We start from the raw sequence: 21,912 nt of genomic DNA, 5'->3' as shown, positions 1-21,912 counted from the left end.
GTGGGAGCGGGCTTGCTCGCGAATGCGATCGATCTGCCAACATTGATGTTGAATGTGATGGCCTCTTCGCGAGCAAGCCCGCTCCCACAGGTTTTGCGTCTAGGCAGTTATGCGCCAGATCCCGAACGGCTGATGCGCCGGGTCGATCCGCATGAACTGGTACTTGCCGTGCCACGTCCAGCGATGACCGCTCATCAAGTCTTCGCCCTGGGTACTGGCGTCGTCAGGCAAACCCATTTCCCACAGCGGCAACTCGAAATTCGCTTCCTGAACGTTATGCGGATCGAGGTTGACGGCGACCAGAATGAAGTTGCTGCCATCCTCGCTGCGCTTGCCGAAATACAGGATGTTGTCGTTCCAGGCGTTGTAGACCTTCAGGCCCAGATGCGTGTGCAAGGCCGGGTTCTGCCGGCGAATACGGTTGAGCTGGGCGATCTCGGCGATGATGTTGCCGGGTGCATTGAAGTCCCTCGGGCGGATTTCGTATTTCTCGGAGTTGAGGTATTCCTCCTTCCCTGGCACCGGTGCGGCTTCACAGAGTTCGAAACCTGAATACATGCCCCACAACCCGGAGCCCATGGTTGCCAGGGCCGCACGGATCAGAAAGCCGGCACGCCCGGACTCATGCAGAAACGCCGGGTTGATGTCCGGTGTATTGACGAAGAAGTTCGGCCGATAGCATTCGCGCCACGGCGACTCGTTGAGCTCGGTGAAATAGGTCGAGAGTTCGTACTTTGTGTTGCGCCAGGTGAAGTAGGTGTAGCTCTGCGAATAACCGACCTTGCCCAGGCGAGCCATCATCGCCGGCGTGGTGAACGCTTCGGCGAGGAAGATCACTTCCGGGTACAACGCTCGCACATCGGCGATCAGCCACTGCCAGAACGGCAACGGCTTGGTGTGCGGGTTATCGACGCGAAAGATCTTCACGCCCTCTTCGACCCAACCCACCACAATGTCGCGCAGTTCGATCCAGAGGCTGGGAATCGCTTCGACGGCATAGAAATCGACGTTGACGATGTCCTGGTATTTCTTCGGCGGGTTCTCGGCATATCTGATCGTGCCGTCCGGCCGCCAGTTGAACCAGCCCGGGTGCTGCTTGAGCCACGGGTGATCCTGTGAACACTGGATGGCGAAGTCGAGGGCGATTTCCAGGCCGTGGTCGGCGGCGGCGGCCACCAGCCGACGGAAGTCTTCGCGGGTGCCCAGTTCCGGATGAATCGCCTCGTGCCCACCCTCTTCGCTGCCGATGGCATACGGGCTGCCCGGATCGTCAGGGCCGGCGGTGAGGGAATTGTTCGGGCCTTTGCGGTAGCTGCGACCGATCGGGTGGATCGGCGGGAAGTACAGCACGTCGAAGCCCATGTCCTGGATCATCGGCAGCCGCGAATGCACGTCGTTAAAGGTGCCATGGCGGGCCGGATCGTCGGTGATCGAGCGCGGGAACAACTCATACCAACTGGCGAACTGCGCAATCTCACGTTCGACGTCCAGCGGATACTCGGGGCTGAGGCTCAAATAGGCGCGGTGATCGGCCTGAGCCATCAGATCGGCGCTACGCTGGTGCAGAAACAGCGCCACCTGCTCGGTTTCGAGCAGTCCGGACAATTCGTGGTGCAACGCCGACAACTCTTCGCTGAGTTGCCCTTCGCTACGCTCGGCAGCCTGCTGGACCTGATTGCGTCCTTCCTGCAGTTCCAGGCTGACAGGCACTCTGGCCGCGTGTTTCTTCTCCAGCTCATAGCAGAAGCTGGCGAACTGATCGATCCAGGCCTCGATGCAGAATACATAACGGCCCTGACGCTCGACGCGGAACTGGCCTTGATAACCGTTATTGCCCAGCTCGCCCATGACTTCGCTTTGCCAAGTGTCATCGTCAGCACCACGCCAGCGAACCCGAACAGCCAGCTTGTCGTGCCCGTCGGCGAAAACCTTGCTCGTGACCACCACATCCTGGCCCACCACCGCTTTAACGGCAAACTGCCCGTTATCGAGGGTAGGCATGGTGTTTTCAATGGCGATACGCGGTAGCAGTAGAGCCTGCGACAGCGGCAGATGAGGGTTGTAGTTCAGCTCTGTCGGTTTTTCGGCAGTCATCGAGCATCTCTCCTTTACGCCCCAAGGACGCTCTTGTGCGGGGTCGTCATTCACGCAAGGCCATCGGCCCCGGAATGAACTCACTTAAGTTCCGAGCGACAGGCCCCGGTAAAGTTCACGTGGATTTGCCCATATCTGCGGTGGAATCAATTCCTGTGTGCAGTGGTCAATCCACTTAAGCACGACTTGCGCCATCTGCCACTGGAGGCTTCAACGATGAGTATTCCAATCCCGGCCGAAACACCCGACCCGAACATCGACAGCCCGACGATTCCACCCACCGAGCCTGCGCCAGTGCCCGAGCAGGAGCCGCCGGGTACTACCCCGCCACCGCGGGAAGATCCGCCGGAAACCATGCCGCCGGTGATCGTTGTGCCTGAATGACGCAAGCCAATCCGGAGATTCGATCGAGTTTGATGACACAACCGAATCTGTAGGAACCGGCTTGCTGGCGATTGCGGTGTAACAGCGATATTGATGGTGGCTGATCCACCGCAATCGCCAGCAAGCCGGCTCCTACAGGTGATCTTTGTCTTTATCCGGCAGTGGGTCTTTGTCTTTATCGAGCAGCTTCACGATCCTCGGCATCACGCTGAAAATCGCCAGCGCCAGCAACGTACTGAACACTGCCGTCGCTTCACGCCCCAATCCGGCCGAAACACCAATGGCCGCGGTCATCCACAAACCGGCGGCGGTGGTCAGGCCTTTCACATGACCTTCATCGCCTTCCTGGTTTTTCAGAATGGTCCCGGCGCCGAGGAAGCCGATCCCCGCAATCACCCCTTGCACCACCCGACTCATGGCATCGGCCTGTGAGCCGGACATCTGCGGCACCAGCACAAACAGCGCAGCACCGAGCGCCACCAACATGTGCGTACGCACACCGGCGGCCTTCCCCTTGTGCTCGCGCTCGAAACCGAGAATCCCGCCCAGCACGGCGGCCATCAACAGTCTCACGGTTATGCGTGTCAGTTGTGAGGCGTCGCCGATGTCGGCGAACTCCGCTTGCAGCGTCACCCAAACTTCATGCCACCAGGCGTTCATGGCGCATTCCCTGTAAATGATCGATAGAGGATGGACCGCGCCGACCATTAATCGGTTGCACAGAACGATGGCCGCCGGTTGTGCCCTAACTCTGTAGAACCCGCAGAAAAAAGGACCTCTCCATGACTGTGCGCATCGAAAACCAGACCTGCTTCTTCATCACCGAGAACGGCGAGGAAATCCGCCTGTGTCCCGACGTCACCATCGTCACTGACGGCGAAAAAGCCATGTCGGCGGTGGATCTCGAAGGTCAGCGCATCTACATCACCGAAGCAGAAGCCGATGCATTGACCGTAGCAGGTGCGGTGGACGGTCGCCGGCATTTGAAGGCCACGGACAGTGATTCGGTGATTTGACTGACCCGGATCAACACCCCCTGCGGGCGCCTGTTATAGGCGCTCGCGTCCCGTTGCGGCAGGTGCATCAAGTTGTCGCAGGCAGTGGACCAGCGCTCATCTGATCCGCTTTTTATTGCGATACCTGAGTCTGTTATGCAAACAGATCGACGCTCATAGTGACCCGGCCTGATGGAGGCTGATGAGCGAAAGACCATGAGCGAAAGAATCCCCGTCCGAACCGTAGAAAGTGCCCCGTTAGTACACAGCTATGAGCCTTCGCGTCCAAAGATGAAGGCCAAGTCCAGCGACAATCTGATCCACACTCGCAGCTTCACCGGTCTGTTCCGCACCTTGCGCATGAGCGGCGCGGGTTTTCTGTTCCTGCTGTTCTTCGGCACGGTCTGGCTGAACTGGGGCGGCCGCCAGGCGGTGCTCTGGGACCTTTCCGAAAGTAAATTCCACATCTTCGGCGCGACCTTCTGGCCCCAGGATTTCATCCTGCTGTCGGCGCTGTTGATCATTGCGGCGTTCGGCCTGTTTGCGATCACCGTGTTTGCCGGACGTGTCTGGTGCGGCTACACCTGCCCACAGAGCTCCTGGACGTGGATCTTCATGTGGTGCGAGAAGATCACCGAAGGTGAACGCAACCAGCGGATCAAACTGCAAGCCGCGCCCTGGGGCCCGAACAAATTGATGCGCCGCGCGGCCAAGCACACCTTGTGGCTGGCGATCAGTTTGCTGACCGGCCTGACCTTCGTCGGCTACTTCACACCGATCCGCCCGCTGGCCGAAGAACTGCTGACCTTGCAGATCGGCGGCGTCAGTCTGTTCTGGGTGCTGTTCTTCACCAGCGCCACGTACATCAACGCCGGTTGGCTTCGTGAGGCGGTGTGCATGCACATGTGCCCGTATGCGCGGTTCCAGAGCGTGATGTTCGACAAAGACACCCTGACCATCTCCTACGACGTCGCCCGTGGCGAAAACCGTGGCCCGCGCAAACGTGACGTGCAACCTGCCGAAGTCGGCCTCGGCGATTGCATCGATTGCCAGCTCTGCGTGCAGGTGTGCCCGACCGGCATCGACATTCGCGATGGCCTGCAAATGGAGTGCATCGGGTGCGCCGCGTGTATCGATGCCTGTGATTCGATCATGGACAAAATGGGCTACGCCCGTGGCCTGATCAGCTACACCTCGGAGCACGAGTTGCAAGGTGGCAAAACCCGTCTGCTGCGACCACGACTGATCGGCTACACCGCGGTGCTGCTGGTGATGATCGGCGCCCTCGCCCTGGCCCTTGTCGAGCGGCCGATGGTCTCGCTGGACGTCAGCAAGGACCGTGGCCTGTTCCGCGAGAACAGTCAGGGGCAGATCGAAAACATCTACAGCCTGAAGGTCATCAACAAGACCCAGCAACGGCAGGACTACCGTTTGACCCTGGTCGACGGCGACGGCTTCCAGCTGCAAGGCAAGACCGAACTGAGCCTGGCCCCCGGCGAAATTGTTGACGTGCCGGTGTCCGTGGCGATGACCACCGAACGGCCGAGCAGCAGTTCGCAGAGCATCGGCTTCAAGATCGTCGACAGCGATGAGCCTGAGATTTATAGCGTTGCGAACAGCCGGTTTGTTGCGCCGATGAACCGTTGATCCCTTAGACTGCATCGCCAGCAAGCCGGCTCCTACAGGAATCACGCAGGCCTGTAGGAGCCAGCTTGCTGGCGAAGAAGCCCCCCAATTTCACTGAATACCGTACTCCCAGGGCACTCGATGAAACGCTACGAAAAATTCGCCGATGACATCGCTGAACTGATCCGCTCCGGCGTCCTCGGCCCCGGCCAGCGCGTGCCGTCGGTGCGCTACGCCAGCCAGACCTACGGCGTCAGCCCGTCCACGGTGTTCCAGGCCTACTACCTGCTCGAACGTCGTGGCCTGATCCGCGCCCGCCCGCGCTCCGGTTATTTCGTCAACACCCATGCACCGAGCCCGTTTTCGGAGCCGGTGATCAGCAGCCAGGTCAACGAATCCACCGAAGTCGATGTCAGCGAACTGGTGTTCTCGGTGCTCGACTCGATCAAGGACCCCAACACCGTACCGTTCGGTTCCGCGTTCCCCAGCCCTACCCTGTTTCCCCTGCAACGATTGTCCCGTTCCCTGGCCAGCGCCGCCCGGGACATGGACCCGCGCATGGTCGTCACCGACATGTCGCCGGGGAACCCGCAACTGCGCCGACAAATCGCCCTGCGCTACATGGTCGGCGGCCTGATGCTGCCCATGGAAGAACTGCTGATCACCAACGGCGCACTGGAAGCGCTGAACCTGTGCCTGCAAGCCGTCACCGAACCCGGCGACCTGGTAGCCATCGAAGCCCCGGCGTTCTACGCCTGCCTGCAAATCCTCGAACGGTTGAAACTCAAGGCCGTGGAAATTCCCGTGCACCCGCGCGACGGCATCGACCTCGGCGTGCTCGCGCAAACCCTGGAACGCCACCCGATCAAGGCCTGCTGGTGCATGACCAGTTTCCAGAACCCCATGGGCGCGACCATGCCCGAGGCGAAGAAACAGGAACTGGTGGAGCTGTTGCGCACCCACCAGGTGCCGCTGATCGAAGACGATGTCTACGCCGAGCTCTATTACGGCCAGCAAGCACCGAAACCGGCCAAGGCGTTCGATACCGAAGGGTTGGTGATGCATTGCGGCTCATTCGCCAAAAGCCTCGCGCCGGGTTATCGCATTGGCTGGGTGGCTGCCGGGCGTTATGCGCAGAAGATTGAGCGGTTGAAACTGATGACCTCGCTGTGTGCGTCAATGCCGGCTCAGGCGGCGATTGCCGATTACCTGCAACATGGTGGCTATGACCGGCATTTGCGCAAGTTGCGTTATGCGTTGGAGGAGCAGCAGAGTGCGATGCTGGCGGCGATTGCCCGGTATTTTCCGGCGCAGACTCGCGTGAGCCAACCAGCAGGCGGGTACTTTTTGTGGCTGGAACTTCCGGCGCAGATGGATTCGTTGAAGTTGTTTCAGATGGCGTTGGCGCAAGGGATCAGCATTGCGCCGGGGCCGATATTTTCGCCGGCGCAGCGGTTCAGGAATTGTATTCGGTTGAATTATGGAAGCCCTTGGGATGAGGCTTCGGAGAAGGCGATGGAGACGTTGGGGCGGATTGTGCGGTCATTCTGAACACCTTCGAATATTCGTCTACGTAATAGCAGGAGTGCAATTATTATCGGCAACCACTACTTCTAAACTGCCATTAATTATGGAATGAACCATACGCTGCGATAGTGTCGGCATTTCTGCGTGCCATTTTGTATCTAAGCTCAGGCGTGCGATTAAATACTTTCAACGCTTCACTCAGATTTTCACCGCCTGCTGCTTTAATAAACCCCTCCTGAATTTCTATCGGGATGTCGCGTTCTAGCACCCCGCCCTTCACGATTCTTTCTGATTGTATCAGCCTTGCGAAATGTTTCGATTCTTCAGGGTCTTGTACTCCGTGCTGAAATGTAGCTTTGGCAAAATCATCGTCGCTTGGTTCCAGATACCAATAATCCATCGTCCTGGTTTCTGAATCATCCTGATGACTCAACTCATGTTTTAAAGTAAAAACCACATCTGACAAATTCCGAATATCACGGTGCACGAAGTTCACATAAACCTTGTTTCGCCGATCAGCCCCCCCAATCATTGCCATAGTATGTTTGTACTTGCCGTTTTGATCTGCGAACAAAACAATCTTGTCAGGTTTGTTTTCTATTTTTTCAAAACGCTTCAAGATTTTCAGAAAGCGGTTTTTTACTTCGCCAATTTCATTATCAACATTGCTACCGAAATACTGTTCAAACCTCTCGCTGTCAAATACTCGGTTACCGAAATCGCTTATAGTGCGTTCCACATCGTTTTTTCCCACCTGTATCGCGTCTGTCAATCTCTCGGCCAAATCAGGGGAAACTTTTCTAATGTTTTCAACCCCGCGCTGCTGAATCAAATCACGAATGCCACTACTGCTTTCAAATGCAAAATCAAAATAATATCTAAGAACGGGAAGATATCCCTCCTTATCCACAAAATTCATTGGGTTGTTCCTGACAAAGCGATAGAAATTCAAGCCGTCCAGAGCCCCTGCCGGATCCGAATTCAACCAGCGCTGCAGCCACGGCGCGTAGTAACGCGCGCCGTAGTAATAAAGCCCCGTCGCATCTCGCTCCTTGCCTGAATAACGAATGGTCTTGTAACTGGTTTCCACCACGTGCCGCCCGGCCAGCCACGCCGTACCGCCAAAGGGGTAATACACTTCATGGCTGATCGGTTTCGCCTGGGCATCCACCTCAAAGGCACTCGACCCCAGGTGATCATCGAAGCAGTAACGTAACTGATCATTTACCACTCCATCAGGAGGGGGACCGTCCCAATACAGTAGGCGCACCGAACAGCGACCTGCCTTAACGCTAATGACCTGCAGCTGCTCCCCAGATGCCGTGTTGACGTGCACTTCGATACCCGGCAGGTAGCGCACTTCGGCTGTGTGGATGACGGATTTAGCTGCAGCGCTGCGCCATTTGCGCAGACGCATGCCCTCAGCATCGTAAACGTAGCGCTCCCAATCATTCGCGGCAACGATCCGGGTGACTTGGGTGACCTGGGCCAATTCATTGCGACCATTCCATTGCAACGCCTGACCCGGTTGCAGCTCCAGCAGATTGCCGCGAGCATCGAACAGCGCCTCCAGATCCGCACCCGGTCGATCTTTGACGCTGCGATTGCTGTGCGCCGCCACCTGCATGGTCAAGGTGTCGTTCTCGGCACCGAGATGAGTGCGCTCCAGCAGATTACCGGCCTCATCGTAATGATAGGTTTCGCTGTAGTTGCTCCAACGGCTGGCATCGGGCGGGCCGAAGGCTTGCCACTCGGACAATGCGGGGCCGAATGAGGGCTTGGCGGTTTCCCAGCCGGTGGCTTTGATCAATTGATACAGCGTGTCGTAGGTGAACCGGCGGACCGGTTCGATGCGCTGGTTGTCGAAATACTGGATCGGTAACGCGGCGTCGGTAATTTCGGTGATGTTGCCCGCCGGGTCGTAGCGGTAGCTCAGGTTTTGCAAAAACACACCGTCCGGACCTTGATTGGCCAGCGACAGCAGATGTCCATCGGCCGGGTCATAACTCGAAACGGTGCGCATGCCGTTGCCGGCGAGCTCGTGCTGAATCTGTCCGAGCGCGCTGTACTCGATGGCACTGACCAGCGTTTCGGCGGCAGGTTGTCCGGCCCGTTGCAGACCGACTTCGCGCAGTTGCCCCGCCCGATCATGGGCGAAGTGTCGGACATGGCCTTTGGCATCGGTCTGGCTCAGCGCCTCACAGGTGGCCGCGAAGTGCCAGGCAGCACGCGCACCGTCACCCGGCTCCAGCAAGCTGTTGCGCTCAGTCTCGGCGAGGGGCCAGTCCGGCGGATCCAGGCTGTCGAGGAAACGACGGACTTCGGCGAGGACCACACCCGACAATCCATACTCGGGCAGCAATCGGCTCCCCGCCGGATCATCGTGTCGCACCGGTTGGCCGCAGCGATTGTGCGGCGCATCGTCTGGCGAAGAACTGCCCCAGGTGATCCGCTCGGCACAGCGCGCGGGCTCGTCGGGAAAGTGCTCGAAGATCGCCACCGGTCGCAGCAACGAGTCATGCTCGGTCTGACGATGCCAGCCCCGCTGATCCCACGCCTCAAGCGCCTGCCCCGCGGCGCCGGACAAACTCAGCTGCCAGCCCGCATCGACGCTGTGACTGCACAGGCTCTGGCCTGACAGGCTGTAGAAAGTAGACAGATTGGGGGGCACCGCAGCACCCGACGGCATCAACGCAAACAACCGGGGATCCCGCTGTTCAGAGAGCCGGCCCGCTGCATCGTGAAGCTGGTGCGTGACCCGCGTTTCAACAGGATCACCCACATCGCGTCGATAATAAGCCACCGCACGAACGGGCAACCCGCGTGGCTCAATGGCACTTATTGACGGTGTGTAACTGTGCAAATCGTGGCACTCAACGATGGAGAGGCCACTCGCAATCTAGGCGTGCCGGAGATCAACGTCTACTGTCAACAATGACAGTAGACAGCCATTCAGCGCCCACCTCCGAGATCAACGAACGTCCCCGTCGCATACGACGCCTTATCCGACAACAACCACACAATCGCCTCAGCCACTTCATCCGGCCGGCCCCCGCGCGCCATCGGGATCGCCGATTCCAGTTTGCTGACCCGGTCCGGATCGCCGCTCAGCGCATGGAAATCGGTGTAGATGTAACCGGGGCGCACGGCATTGACCCGAATGCCTTCGCCCGCCACTTCCTTGGACAGGCCGATGGTGAACGTGTCGAGCGCGCCTTTGGACGACGCGTAATCCACGTACTCATTTGGCGCTCCCAGGCGCGAGGCGACCGAAGAGACGTTGACGATGCTGCCGCCCTGCCCGCCGTGTTTCGGCGACATGCGCAGCACGGCGTGCTTGGCGCAGAGGATCGGCGCCAGGACGTTGGTCTTGAGGGTTTTGAGAATGCGGAACTCGGACATTTCGTCGACGCGGGATTTGTGCCCGACGGTGCCGGCGTTATTGACCAGTGCGGTCACCCGGCCCAGTTCGGCGTCAACGCGGTTGAACAGCCCGATCACTTCGTCTTCGATGCTGACGTCGGCTCGTACCGCGATGGCCTGGGCACCGAGGGCGCGTACTTGCTCGAGCACACGGTGCGCCGCTTCTTCGTCGGATTGATAGTTGATGCAGATCCGATAGCCCTGTGCGGCGGCCAACAAGGCTGTGGCGGCGCCGATGCCGCGGCTGCCGCCGGTGATGACGATGACTTTGTCCATGCGAGCGTTTCCCCGTTCAAGCGTATGCAGTCGGGGCCAAGAATAACCGCCATTGGAGGGTTTTGCATGGGGTCTGTGGTGTCAAGGCCGACGCCATCGCGAACAAGTCAGACCGCCGCACCGCCACGAAGAGCGATAACGCGGTCCAACATTTTTCACGCCGTTGCCAACCGCTCCCCGCGAAGAATATCCACCATGAAGCGCTCCGCCGGCAGCGGATGCCCCAGCAGATAGCCCTGCAACGAGTCGCAACCGAGTTGAGTCAGGAAATCCTGCTGCACATCGGTTTCCACGCCTTCGGCGACGATGCGCAAACCCAGCGCCTGGCCAAGGGCGACGATGGCGGAAACGATGGCCGCGTCATCGCTGTCACGTTCCAGGTCACGGACAAATCCCCGGTCGATTTTCAGTTCGTTGGCCGGCAGGCGCTTGAGGTACATCAGGCTCGAATAGCCGGTTCCAAAGTCGTCAATCGACAGGTCGACACCCATCTCCGAGAGTTCGTTAAGCACCATCATGCTCGCATCGGCGTCGCTCATGGCGGTGGTTTCGGTGATTTCCAGGGTCAGGCTGTTGGCCGGCAAATGGTGCGTGGCCAATGCTTTGGCGACGCTCTGGACCAGGCCAGCGTGGCAGAACTGCAAAGCCGAGAGGTTCACGGCAATGCGCCAGTCGGTGTAACCGAGCTCGTACCATTCGCGCATCTGCCGGCAGGCTTCGTTGAGCACCCAATCGCCGATCGGAATGATCAGCCCGGTCTTCTCCGCGAGTTCGATGAACCTGTCCGGCATCAGCATGCCCTGCGTCGGGTGCTCCCAGCGCAATAACGCCTCGGCGCCGACTGGCCGGCCGTTGCTGGCGTCGAATTTTGGCTGGTAATAGAGACTGAATTGTTGCTGGTCCAAGGCATTGCGCAGGTCTTGCAGCAATTGCAGCTGTTTGCGCGCGTTGCTGTTCATCGAGGCGTCGAAGAAGCTGTAGCCGTTTTTGCCCGCGCCCTTGGCGTGATACATCGCTGCGTCGGCGTTCATCAGCAGTTCTTCGCAGGTCTGGCCGTTTCCCGGATAAAGGGCGATGCCGACACTGGCGGATATCTGCAAATCATGTTCGGCGACGCGGAACGAGCGCGCGATCAGCCCGACTTGCCGCGCCGCCAGATTCAGTGCGTCATGCTCATCGGCCAGTTGCACCAGCAGCACAAACTCGTCGCCGCCAATCCGCGCCAGCGTGTCCTGGCTTCGCAAGTCCTCACGCAGGCGCAGCGCGACTTCACGCAACAATTGGTCGCCCATGTGATGGCCGAATGCATCATTGACCGGTTTGAAACCGTCCAGATCGATGAACATCAAGGCAAAGCAGCCGCCTTGCTCCTGCACCCTCGACATGGCTTGGTCGATACGGTCAGCCAGCAACACCCGATTGGGCAGGCCGGTCAGGGTGTCGTGCAGCGCCAGTTGGGTGAGTTCGCGATTAGCCTCTGTCAGCGAGTGGGCCAGCTCGGCGGTGCGAGCCTCCAGGCGAGCATCGAGAATAGAGGTGAGCAAGGCAATGCTCAGCACCGCCATCGTGGTGATCAGCACCAGGCTGTCCAGCCCCTTGCCGTTCAATCCACTGATTGCCGCGCCACAAAAACTGCCGTCGGGAAAACGTGCAGCGGCCATGGCGGTGTAGTGCATGCCGACAATGGCAATGCCCATGATCACCGCCGCGCCGCCTCGAAGCACGCTGACATAAGGCGTGTGCCGGCGCAGGCGGAAGGCGATCCATAACGCAGCGCCCGACGCGCCGACGGCGATAAGCAGAGAAGCGCCGAACAGTGCCGGGTCGTAATCGATACCCGGCTGCATGCGCATGGCGGCCATGCCGGTGTAGTGCATGGCGCTGATGCCCGCGCCCATCGCCAACGCACCGAACGCCAGTTGCCAGCCCGGCAGTTGTGGCTGGCTGACCAGCCACAGGGCAAAACCACAGGACAGGATTGCAGTCAGCAGCGACAGGGCCGTCAGGGTGATGTCGTAGCCGAGGTCAATCGGCAGTTCAAACGCGAGCATGCCGATGAAGTGCATTGACCACACGCCAATGCCCATCGCCAAAGCGCCGCCGGCCGTCCACAAATGCACCGCACGGCCTTTGGCCGTGGCAATGCGCCCGGTCATGTCGAGCGCGGTATAGGACGCGAGAATCGCCACAAAGAGCGAGATGATAACCAGCGTGGGGGAATAGCTACCGATGAGCATGTGACTTCTCGTGACGACCCGCCGTACTGCTTCCATTCTCGGGGGGAAAATCCGGCGATTGTACTGATTGCATGAAAGAACGCACTGACAAAATTAGCAAAGGGCCATCAACCCGATGAAACGCTTGTTTGATTGCTGGCGACTCCTCTGGAACCTTGCCTCCGCTCCCCTTGCAGGAGCTGTGTAGGAGCTCCTACACAGCGCCTACCAGCTCCGACAGAAATACAGGTGTCAGTTGTTGAGCTCTAGCTGTCCGTCCCAACCACCACCCAGCGCCGCAATCAACTGCACGCTGGCAATCAGCCGGCTCTGCAACAAGTCCAGCATGTTGCGTTCGTTGTTCAGCGCCGTGGCTTGCACCACCACCACATCCAGATAAGCAATCAACCCGGCCTTGTACTGATTCCGGGTCAGGCGCAAGGACTCACGCGCCGCGTCCAGCGCTTGCTGGCGCACGGCAGATTCGTTTTCCAGGACCTTGAGCTGAACCAGATAATTTTCCACCTCGCGGAAGCCGTCGAGCACGGTCTGGCGGTACTTGGCGACGGTCTCGTCATAGGCCGCTTCGCTGCGATCGACTTCGGCGGACCGTTGTCCGCCGTCAAACAGGGTCATCGCCAGTTGCGGGCCGACCGACCAGAAGCGGTTCGGCACGCTGATCCAGTTGGATGACGTGCTGCTGCTGTAACCGCCGTTCAGGCTCAGCGTCAGGTCCGGGTAATAAGCCGCCTTGGCCACGCCGATGTTGGCGTTGGCCGCCATCACCGAACGTTCGGCGGAAGCGATGTCCGGACGGCGCTCCAGTAATTGCGAAGGCAGGCTCAGTGGCACCTCAGGCAAGACCGGGATGTTCTGGGTTTGCGCGAGGCTGAACTCGGCCGGCGGCAGCCCGATCAGCACGGCGATGGCGTTCTCGAATTGGGCACGCTGCCAGATCAGATCGACCAGGTCGGCCTCGGTGCTCTTGAGCTGAGTAGTGGCCTGAGCCACTGCGTCCTTGCCGGAAACACCGGCGCGGTACTGGTTTTCGGTCATTTTCAGCGAGCGCTGATAGGCCTCGACCGTCGCTTGCAGCAGACGTTTCTGCTCATCGATCACGCGCAATTGCAGGTAGTTCTGCACCAGTTCCGACTGTTGACTCAGGCGCATCGCCGCCAGATCGGCAAAACTCGCCTCGGCGTTGGCGGTGTCGGCTTCCAGCCCGCGGCGCAGCTTGCCCCAGACGTCGGCCTCCCAACTGACCCCGGCCTGAGCGGTATAGGTGTCGCGGATACCACTGGACGAACTGGTCAGGCTCGAACTGCTGCTGCCGGTGCCCTGGCTGGAACGGTTTTTCCCGACGGTCAGGTCCACGGTCGGAAAAAACGCCCCGCGGGCACTGCGCACCAACGCCTGGGCCTGACGGTATTGGGCTTCGGACTGGGCAACCGTCTGGTTGGCGCTGTTGAGCTTCTCGATCAGGCCGTTCAGTTGTTGATCGCCATACAATTCCCACCAGGCACCGCGGGCCAGGGAATCGCTTGGGTTGGCCTGACGCCAACCGGCCGCTTCCTTGTATTGCACCGGCGCGGCAGCTTGCGGGCGCTGGTAATCCGGGCCGATGGCGCAGGCACTGAGCAGCGCCACGCACAGCGACAGGCTCAACAAGCGCGAGCCTCGGGCCGTGATCAGCGGTGCAGACAGGTTGATAAGCGAACGGTCAGTCATAGCGGAGTTTCCAGAGCAGCATCGGTACGCACCCCACGCCAGTGGTTGAAGCGATGGCGCAGTTTGTCGAGATAGAGGTAAACCACCGGGGTGGTGTAAAGGGTCAGCACCTGACTGAAAATCAGCCCGCCGATGATGGTCAGGCCCAGTGGTTGACGCATTTCCGCACCCTCGGCACGGCTTAGCAGCAGCGGCAAGGCACCGAGGATCGCGGCCAGCGTGGTCATCAGAATCGGACGCAGACGTTGCAGGCACGCGCTGCGAATCGACTCCAGCGGTTCCAGGCCCTGATGCCGTTCGAGTTGCAACGCGAGGTCGATCATCAGAATGGCGTTTTTCTTCACCACGCCGATCAGCAAAAACAGCCCGAGCAACGAGATCAGGCTGAATTCACCGCCCAACGCATAGATCGACAGCAGCGCACCGACTCCGGCCGACGGCAAGGTCGAGAGAATGGTCAGCGGATGGATGTAGCTTTCATACAACACGCCCAACACCAGATACACCGCCACCAGCGCACCAAGAATCATCCATGGCTGGCTCTTCTGTGTCGCGGCAAAAGCGTCAGCGGTGCCAGCCATCTTCACGATCACATCTTCCGGCATGCCGAGTCTGGCAATCGCCCGCTCGATGGCAGCCGTGCCCTGCTCCACCGTCACGCCTTCGGCCATGTCGAAGGAAATGCTCTCGGAGGCGAACTGGCCTTCGTGGCTGACACGGTCATCTTCCAGGCTGTTTTCGTAATGGGCGATGGTCGACAGTGGAATTCGCGCACCATCGGCGGTGATCACCTGAACCTGCTTGAGGGTGATCGGGTCCTGGGCGTACTTCGGATTGACCTCCATGACGACCTGATATTGGTTGAGGCTGTCGTAGATGGTCGAAATCTGTCGCTGGCTGTAAGCGTTGTTCAGGACGGCGGTGACCATGTCCATGTCGACCCCCAGCCGTTTTGCCTGATCGCGATCGACGATCAAGGTCACCTGCTGCGCGCCCCGCCCTTCACGGGCGTCAATGGCGGTCAGCTCCGGCAACGCCTTGAGCGCAGTCACCACTTTCGGATACCACTGGCGCAATTCGCCAAGGTCGGCGCTTTGCAGGATGTAGGAATACTGCGAAGTGGTCTGCTCGCGACCGCCGCCAAATTGCAGGTCCTGATCCGCCATCAGCATCAACTGTGCACCGGCAACCTTGGGCATTTCCTTGCGCAGGCGCTCAATGACTTTTTGCGCGGAAACGCTCCGTTCCTTGATCGGTTTCAGGCGCACCAGCATGAAGGCGTTGTTGGTGCCGTTGGTACCGCCGATGAAGCCTGCGACGCTTTCCACCGCTTCATCCTTGAGTACGGCGCGGCGAAAGGTTTCCATTTTCGGTTGCATCACGCTGAACGACAGACCGTCGTCGCCGCGCACAAAGCCGATCAGTTGGCCGGTGTCTTGCTGAGGCATAAATGTTTTAGGAACAACCACATACAGCGCAATGTTAACGCCAACTGTCACGATCAGACTGAGCAAGGTCAGTCGTCGGTGACGCAACACCCAGTCCAGGCTGGTGGCGTATTTGCCGACCATCCACTCGTTGGCGCGCTGGCTCCAGCGTTGCAGGCGGTTTTCCTCACCCGGCGTATGTGGCTTGAGCCAGCGGGCACACAGCATCGGTGTCAGGGTCAGCGAGACCACCAGCGACACCACGATGGACGCCGCCAGGGTGATGGAAAACTCACGGAACAGGCTTTCGATAATCCCGCCCATGAACAGGATCGACAGGAATACCGCGACCAGCGAGACGTTCATCGACAGCAGCGTAAAACCGACTTCCTGGGCCCCGAGGTAAGCGGCCTTCATCGGTGGCACGCCTTCGTCGATGTGCCGGGTGATGTTCTCCAGCACCACGATGGCATCGTCCACCACCAGACCGGTGGCCAGAATCAGCGCCATCAGCGACAGGTTGTTCAGGGAAAACCCGTACAGGTACATCACCGCAAAGGTGCCCACCAGCGAAACCGGCACCGCGAGGGTCGGAATCAGCGAGGCGCGGAAGTTACCGAGAAACAGGAACACCACCAGAATCACCAGCGCAACGGCGATCAGCAGGGTCATTTCCGCTTCGTGCAAGGTTGCCTTGATCACCGGCGAGCGGTCCATGGCCAGGTTCAGCTTGACGCTGGCCGGCAGCACGGCTTGCAGTGCCGGGAGTTGGGCCTTGATCTCGTTGACCGTCTCGATGATGTTCGCACCGGCCTGGCGGTTGATCACCAGCAGCACCGCCGCGTCATCGTTGAAGAAACCGCTGTTGTAACGGTCCTCGACGCCGTCGCTGACCTTGGCCACATCCTTCAACCGCAGTGCTGCACCGCCGTTGTAGTGAATGATCAGCGACTCGTAATCCTTGGCTTTTTCCAGCTGATCGTTGGCCTGAACCTGCCACAACCGCTGGCCGTCTTCGACCGAGCCTTTGGGCCGACGCACGTTGGCATTGGCGATGGTGTTGCGCACATCGTCCAGCGCCACGCCGTACTGGTTGAGCGCCTGGGGTTCGAGTTCGATGCGCACCGCCGGCAGAGAGCTGCCGCCGATCTGCACCTCACCCACGCCCTGAACCTGGGACAGGCTCTGGGACAGGATCGTCGAGGCCAAATCGTAAAGCTGACCCTTTTCCAGCACGTCCGAGGTCAGCGACAGCACCATGATCGGCGCCTGTGACGGGTTGACCTTCTTGTAGGTCGGCATGCTGCGCATCCCGCTCGGCAGCAGGTTGCGCGAGGCATTGATCGCCGCTTGCACTTCCCGCGCCGCGCCGTTGATGTCGCGGTCGAGGTCGAATTGCAGAATCACCCGGGTCGAGCCTTGGCTGGAACGGCTGCTCATGGTGTTGACCCCGGCGATGGCGCCGAAGGAACGTTCGAGCGGTGTCGCCACGGTCGAGGCCATCACTTCGGGGCTCGCGCCCGGCAGACTGGCCTGGACCACGATCACCGGGAAGTCCATTTGCGGCAGCGGTGACACTGGCAATAAACCGAAGCTCACCCCGCCCAGCAGCATGATCGCCAGGCTCAGCAACATCGTGGCGACCGGGCGTTTGATGAAAGGTCCGGAGAGGTTCATGGCTGTTCGACCACTTCCACGGGCTCGGACGGACGGCCCCAGCGCCGACCGAGGCGGTCGAAGTACAGGTAAATCACCGGCGTGGTGAACAAGGTCAGCACCTGGCTGACCAACAAACCACCGACCATCACCAGACCCAACGGTTGACGCAGCTCAGCGCCGGAACCGGTGGCCAGCATCAACGGCACTGCACCGAACAACGCCGCCAGCGTGGTCATCAGGATCGGCCGGAAACGCAACAGCGCCGCCTGATAGATCGCCGTCTCCGGGTCCATGCCCTGATTGCGCTCGGCGTCGAGGGCGAAGTCGATCATCATGATCGCGTTCTTCTTCACGATACCGATCAGCAGGATGATGCCGATGATCGCGATCATCCCCAGGTCATTGCCACTCAACAGCAACGCCAGCAAGGCGCCGACCGCCGCGGACGGCAAGGTCGAGAGAATGGTAATCGGGTGGATGTAGCTCTCGTAGAGCACGCCGAGCACGATGTACATGGTCACCACCGCCGCCAGAATCAGCAGCAACGTGCTCGACAGCGACGCCTGGAACGCTTCGGCCGCGCCCTGGAACTGGGTCTGCACGCCAATCGGCATGCCGATGTCTTTCTGCACCTGCTCGATGATTTCCACCGCGTGCCCCAACGCCACGCCGGGCGCGAGGTTGAAGGACATCATCACCGCCGGGAACTGGCCGATATGGGTGATCGCCAGTTGCGCCTGACGCTCTTCGATATGCGCCAGGCTGGACAGGCGCACTTGCCCGCCATCGGTGGTCTTGACGTGAATCTGGTTCAGCGCATCCGGGCCGATTTTCTCGCCGGACTGCGATTGCAACACCACGCGGTACTGGCTGGCCTGGGTGTAAATGGTGGAAATCTGTCGCTGACCGAAGGCGTCATACAGCGCGTCGGTAATGTTCGACACCGACACCCCGACCCGCGACGCTGCATCGCGGTCGATCACCAGATACACCTGCAAGCCTTTGTCCTGCAGATCGCTGGCGACGTCGGTCAGCTCCGGCCGTTGGGCCAGCGCTTCGACCAAGCGAGCGCTCCACAGGTTGAGCAACTCGGAGTCCGGCGAAGACATGCTGAACTGGTACTGGGTACGGCTGACCCGGTCTTCGATGGTCAGGTCCTGCACCGGTTGCATGAACAGGCGAATGCCGACCAGCTTGTCCAGTTCCGGTTGCAGGCGGGCGATCACCTCGGTGGCGCTCAAGTCGCGGTTGCTGTGGGATTTGAGGTTGATCAGCAGGCGACCGCTGTTGAGTGTCGAGTTGTCGCCATCGACGCCAATGTAGGACGACAGGCTCTCGACGGCGGGGTCCGCCAGAATCACCTTGGCCAGTTCCTGCTGCCGCTCACTCATCGCTGCAAAGGAAATCGACTGCGGTGCCTCGGAAATGCCCTGGATAACGCCAGTGTCTTGCACCGGGAAAAAGCCCTTCGGCACGACCATGTAAAGGAACACGGTCAGCGCCAAAGTGCCGATCGCCACCAGCAACGTCAGTGGCTGGTGCTTGAGAACCCACTTTAACTTGCGCCCGTAAGCCGCGATCATCCAATCAATTGTGGCGCCGCTGGCCCGGTAGAAACGGCCTTGTTCTTCTTCCTTGGGTTCGCGCTTGAGCAGCCGCGCGCACATCATCGGCGTCAGCGTCAACGACACGACCAGGGAAATCAGGATCGCCACCGCCAACGTGATCGCAAACTCACGAAACAGGCGCCCCACTACATCGGCCATGAACAGCAACGGGATCAGTACTGCGATCAGCGACAAGGTCAGGGAAATCAGGGTGAAGCCGATCTGCTTGGCGCCCTTGAGCGCCGCATTCAGCGGACTGTCGCCCTCTTCAATAAACCGGGAAATGTTTTCCAGCATGACGATCGCATCGTCCACCACAAAACCGGTGGCGATAGTCAGGGCCATCAGGGTCAGGTTATTGACCGAAAAACCGGCGAGGTACATCACGCCGAAGGTGCCGATCAACGACAGCGGCACGGCTACCGATGGAATGATCGTGGCACTGGCGCGCCGCAGGAACAGGAACGTCACCATCACGACCAGCGCAATGGCAATCAGCAATTCGTGTTGCACGTCGGTGACGGACGCGCGGATGGTCTGGGTGCGGTCGGTCAGCACGGTGACGTCAAGGCCGGCCGGCAGGTTATCCGTGATGCTCGGCAGCAAGGCCTTGATCCGGTCGACCACTTCGATGACGTTGGCGCCGGGCTGGCGCTGGATGTTCAGCAACACGGCCTGGTTTTCATTGGCCCACGCCGCCAGACGTTCGTTCTCCGCCCCATCGACGATTTCCGCCACGTCCTTGAGCCGCAATGGCGCGCCGTTTGCGTAGGCCAGGATCAGGTTGGCGTAATCCTTGGGCGAGGTCAGTTGATCGTTTGCATCGAGCATCGAGACCCGGGTCGGGCCGTCGAAGTTGCCCTTGGGCTGGTTGACGTTCGACGCGCCGATCAGGGTGCGCACGTCCGACAGGTTCAAACCGTTGGCCGCGAGGGCTTCGGGGTTGACCTTGATCCGTACTGCCTGTCGCTGGCCGCCGGCAATGCTGACCATGCCGACGCCGCTGATCTGGGCAATTTTCTGCGCCATGCGCGTATCGACCAGGTCATTGAGCTTGGGCAGCAACATGGTCTTGGACGTGATCGCCAGGGTCAGCACCGGGGTGTCCGCCGGGTTGACCTTGTTGTACACCGGCGGCGCGGGCAAGTCCTTTGGCAGCAGATTGGTGGCGGCGTTGATCGCGGCTTGCACCTGCTGCTCGGCGACATCCATGTTGATGTCGAGGCTGAACCGCAGGGTCAGCACCGAAGCGCCGCCGGAACTGGTCGAGGCCATCTGGGTCAGGCCGGGCATTTGCCCGAACTGACGCTCGAGCGGCGCGGTCACGGCGCTGGTCATGACGTCCGGGCTGGCGCCGGGATAGAGGGTCATCACGCGAATGGTCGGGTAATCGACCTGAGGCAGGGCCGACACCGGCAATAGCCGATAGGCAATCACACCGGCCAGAATAATGGCCAGCATGCTCAGGGTCGTGGCGACCGGGCGAAGGATGAACAGCCGCGAGATGTTCATGCGCCGCCCTTTTTCGCCTTGTCGGTGGTGGCCGGCTCAGGCGCGTTGGCCGCCGATTTGCCTTGCAGGTGCCCGGTCGGCGTGGTCGGTACGTCCTTGGTGTCGTTGACCACTTCTACTTCGCTGCCCTCCTTCAGGCGGTCGGTGCCTTCGAGGACGACGCGATCGCCCGCCGCCAGGCCTTCGGTGATCACGGTGTTTTCACCATCGCTGGCACCGACTTTCAACTGACGGATCGTGACTTTCTTGTCGCCATCCATTGCATAGACGAAGGTGCCATTGGTGCCGAACTGGATAGCTGCCGACGGTGCGAGCACCACGTCTTTGAGGGTGTCGGCCAGCAGATGGACATTGACGAACTGATTGGGGAACAGCGCCTGATCGCGGTTTTCGTAGCGCGCCTTGAATTTCAGGGTGCCGGTGGTGACGTCGATCTGGTTATCGAGGCTCTGCAACACGCCGGTGGCCTGCAGTTTGGTGTCGCCACGGTCCCAGGCTTCGGCGGGCAGTTTGGCGCCACTGCGATAGCGGGCCAGTACCACGTCGAGGCTGTTCTCCGGCAAGGTAAAGGCAACGCTGATCGGTTGGGTCTGGGTGATGATCGCCAGCGCCGTGGTGTCATTGGCGGCAACGAGGTTACCGACGTCGAGCTGACGCAGGCCTACACGACCGGCAATCGGCGCGCGGATTTTGGTGAATTCGAGGTTGAGTTTGGCGTCATTGACCGCCGCCTGATTGGTCTTGACCGTGCCCTGATACTGGCCCACCAGCGCTTCGGCGGTGTCCAGGGTCTGCTTGGCGATACTGTCTTCGCGGTACAGACCACGATAACGCTCGACATCGACCTGGGCGTTCTTCAGTTGCGCCTGATTCTGCAGCAAGGTGCCTTCGGCCTGCAGCAAGGCGTTCTGGTAAGGACGCGGATCGATTTCCGCCAGCAAGTCACCGGCCTTGACCATCTGCCCTTCTTCGAACGACACCTTGATCAACTCGCCGCCCACCCGGCTGCGCACATTGATGGTGTTCAACGCCGTCACGGTGCCCAGCGCCTTGTAATACAGCGGGAAGTCACCCTTGACCGCCGGCGCCACACGCACCGGAACCGGCCCGGTCGCCCCACCGAAACCCGGACGCATGCCGCCCGAACGGCCAGTGTGCCCCGCCACGGCTTTTTGTCCGTTGCCTTCTTTTGGCGCAGCACTGCCGGGCCAGAATTTCCAGCACAGGCCAGCGATGACCAACAGGACAAGCAGGCCGAACAGCCAGCGACGAGGACTACGGGAAGCGGAGGATTGCATTGAATGATCAACCATTGGGCGCGTGGGCTTCTTCTACGGGAGGCTGAACGATAAGCACTGGCGGGCATTAAGCAAAGCGCCTTTACCGGCAATTTACCTTCGGCTTACGTAACAGGAGATTTATCTAAGACACTGAAGCA

The 21,912-nt window shown here is 60.0% G+C and carries 13 protein-coding genes; 4 read left to right on the top strand and 9 right to left on the bottom strand.

The genetic code is table 11. From position 1 onward, the window contains the following. Positions 1-99: 99 nt before the first annotated feature. Positions 100-2,094 carry an alpha-1,4-glucan--maltose-1-phosphate maltosyltransferase gene (locus FBY04_RS14295; RefSeq protein ID WP_145315596.1) on the bottom strand — a complete coding sequence of 665 codons (1,995 nt, stop codon included), beginning with the start codon at positions 2,092-2,094 and terminating at the stop codon, positions 100-102. Between the two features lie 216 nt (positions 2,095-2,310). Between FBY04_RS14295 and FBY04_RS32355 the strand changes: the two genes are divergently transcribed. Next, complete coding sequence (locus FBY04_RS32355; protein WP_167362929.1) at positions 2,311-2,478, top strand: hypothetical protein; 168 nt, start codon at positions 2,311-2,313, stop codon at positions 2,476-2,478. Between the two features lie 132 nt (positions 2,479-2,610). Here FBY04_RS32355 and FBY04_RS14290 read toward each other — a convergent pair whose 3' ends face one another. After that, the gene (locus FBY04_RS14290) at positions 2,611-3,138 is read right to left on the bottom strand and encodes an MgtC/SapB family protein (protein WP_084320666.1); all 528 of its coding nucleotides are present in this window, start codon (positions 3,136-3,138) and stop codon (positions 2,611-2,613) included. Between the two features lie 122 nt (positions 3,139-3,260). On the opposite strand from FBY04_RS14290, the gene FBY04_RS14285 reads away from it, so the two are divergent. The 3 genes from FBY04_RS14285 (at position 3,261) to mapR (ending at position 6,650) form a co-directional block, all read left to right on the top strand. Then, entirely contained in the window at positions 3,261-3,494 is a 234-nt protein-coding gene (locus FBY04_RS14285) for a DUF3203 family protein (protein ID WP_145315595.1), read from the top strand. A 195-nt stretch (positions 3,495-3,689) separates the two neighbouring features. Continuing rightward, positions 3,690-5,120, top strand: a complete 1,431-nt coding sequence (gene ccoG, locus FBY04_RS14280) for a cytochrome c oxidase accessory protein CcoG (protein ID WP_145315594.1) — start codon at positions 3,690-3,692, stop codon at positions 5,118-5,120. A gap of 120 nt (positions 5,121-5,240) precedes the next feature. Next, a complete protein-coding gene (mapR, locus tag FBY04_RS14275) occupies positions 5,241-6,650 on the top strand; it encodes a GntR family transcriptional regulator MpaR (RefSeq protein WP_084320663.1) in 1,410 nt (469 codons plus the stop codon). A gap of 73 nt (positions 6,651-6,723) precedes the next feature. Here mapR and FBY04_RS14270 read toward each other — a convergent pair whose 3' ends face one another. From FBY04_RS14270 to FBY04_RS14240, 7 genes are all read right to left on the bottom strand, one after another. Continuing rightward, entirely contained in the window at positions 6,724-9,444 is a 2,721-nt protein-coding gene (locus FBY04_RS14270; RefSeq protein WP_256666899.1) for an RHS repeat-associated core domain-containing protein, read from the bottom strand. Between the two features lie 134 nt (positions 9,445-9,578). Continuing rightward, on the bottom strand, positions 9,579-10,325 hold the full coding sequence (locus FBY04_RS14265; RefSeq protein ID WP_017338488.1) for an SDR family oxidoreductase: 747 nt from the start codon (positions 10,323-10,325) through the stop codon (positions 9,579-9,581). 155 nt (positions 10,326-10,480) lie between these two features. Continuing rightward, positions 10,481-12,562: a bifunctional diguanylate cyclase/phosphodiesterase gene (locus FBY04_RS14260; protein WP_145315592.1), complete on the bottom strand. Its 2,082-nt coding sequence runs from the start codon at positions 12,560-12,562 to the stop codon at positions 10,481-10,483. A 231-nt stretch (positions 12,563-12,793) separates the two neighbouring features. Then, entirely contained in the window at positions 12,794-14,269 is a 1,476-nt protein-coding gene (locus FBY04_RS14255; RefSeq protein ID WP_145315591.1) for an efflux transporter outer membrane subunit, read from the bottom strand. Beyond that, positions 14,266-17,373, bottom strand: coding sequence for an efflux RND transporter permease subunit (locus FBY04_RS14250; protein WP_084320659.1), 3,108 nt, complete (start codon positions 17,371-17,373; stop codon positions 14,266-14,268). The genes FBY04_RS14255 and FBY04_RS14250 overlap by 4 nt, the downstream gene beginning before the upstream one ends. Then, the gene (locus FBY04_RS14245) at positions 17,370-20,474 is read right to left on the bottom strand and encodes an MdtB/MuxB family multidrug efflux RND transporter permease subunit (RefSeq protein ID WP_084320658.1); all 3,105 of its coding nucleotides are present in this window, start codon (positions 20,472-20,474) and stop codon (positions 17,370-17,372) included. The genes FBY04_RS14250 and FBY04_RS14245 overlap by 4 nt, the downstream gene beginning before the upstream one ends. Next, on the bottom strand, positions 20,471-21,787 hold the full coding sequence (locus tag FBY04_RS14240) for an MdtA/MuxA family multidrug efflux RND transporter periplasmic adaptor subunit (protein WP_145315590.1): 1,317 nt from the start codon (positions 21,785-21,787) through the stop codon (positions 20,471-20,473). Before FBY04_RS14240 ends, FBY04_RS14245 begins: the two co-directional genes overlap by 4 nt. Positions 21,788-21,912 lie beyond the last annotated feature (125 nt).

The organism is Pseudomonas sp. SJZ080, assembly GCF_007828295.1.
Lineage (GTDB): Bacteria > Pseudomonadota > Gammaproteobacteria > Pseudomonadales > Pseudomonadaceae > Aquipseudomonas > Aquipseudomonas migulae_A.
Note: the sequence above shows the minus strand (reverse complement) of the source record. Positions and strands in the feature narration are given on the sequence as shown.

Coding starts and splice junctions, on each gene's coding strand:
- FBY04_RS14245 (WP_084320658.1), bottom strand. CDS start 20,474: ATGAACATCTCGCGGCTGTTCATCCTTCGCCCGGTCGCCACGACCCTG.
- FBY04_RS14255 (WP_145315591.1), bottom strand. CDS start 14,269: ATGACTGACCGTTCGCTTATCAACCTGTCTGCACCGCTGATCACGGCC.
- FBY04_RS14250 (WP_084320659.1), bottom strand. CDS start 17,373: ATGAACCTCTCCGGACCTTTCATCAAACGCCCGGTCGCCACGATGTTG.
- FBY04_RS14260 (WP_145315592.1), bottom strand. CDS start 12,562: ATGCTCATCGGTAGCTATTCCCCCACGCTGGTTATCATCTCGCTCTTT.
- FBY04_RS14240 (WP_145315590.1), bottom strand. CDS start 21,787: ATGGTTGATCATTCAATGCAATCCTCCGCTTCCCGTAGTCCTCGTCGC.
- FBY04_RS14265 (WP_017338488.1), bottom strand. CDS start 10,325: ATGGACAAAGTCATCGTCATCACCGGCGGCAGCCGCGGCATCGGCGCC.
- FBY04_RS14290 (WP_084320666.1), bottom strand. CDS start 3,138: ATGAACGCCTGGTGGCATGAAGTTTGGGTGACGCTGCAAGCGGAGTTC.
- mapR (WP_084320663.1), top strand. CDS start 5,241: ATGAAACGCTACGAAAAATTCGCCGATGACATCGCTGAACTGATCCGC.
- ccoG (WP_145315594.1), top strand. CDS start 3,690: ATGAGCGAAAGAATCCCCGTCCGAACCGTAGAAAGTGCCCCGTTAGTA.
- FBY04_RS14285 (WP_145315595.1), top strand. CDS start 3,261: ATGACTGTGCGCATCGAAAACCAGACCTGCTTCTTCATCACCGAGAAC.
- FBY04_RS14295 (WP_145315596.1), bottom strand. CDS start 2,094: ATGACTGCCGAAAAACCGACAGAGCTGAACTACAACCCTCATCTGCCG.
- FBY04_RS32355 (WP_167362929.1), top strand. CDS start 2,311: ATGAGTATTCCAATCCCGGCCGAAACACCCGACCCGAACATCGACAGC.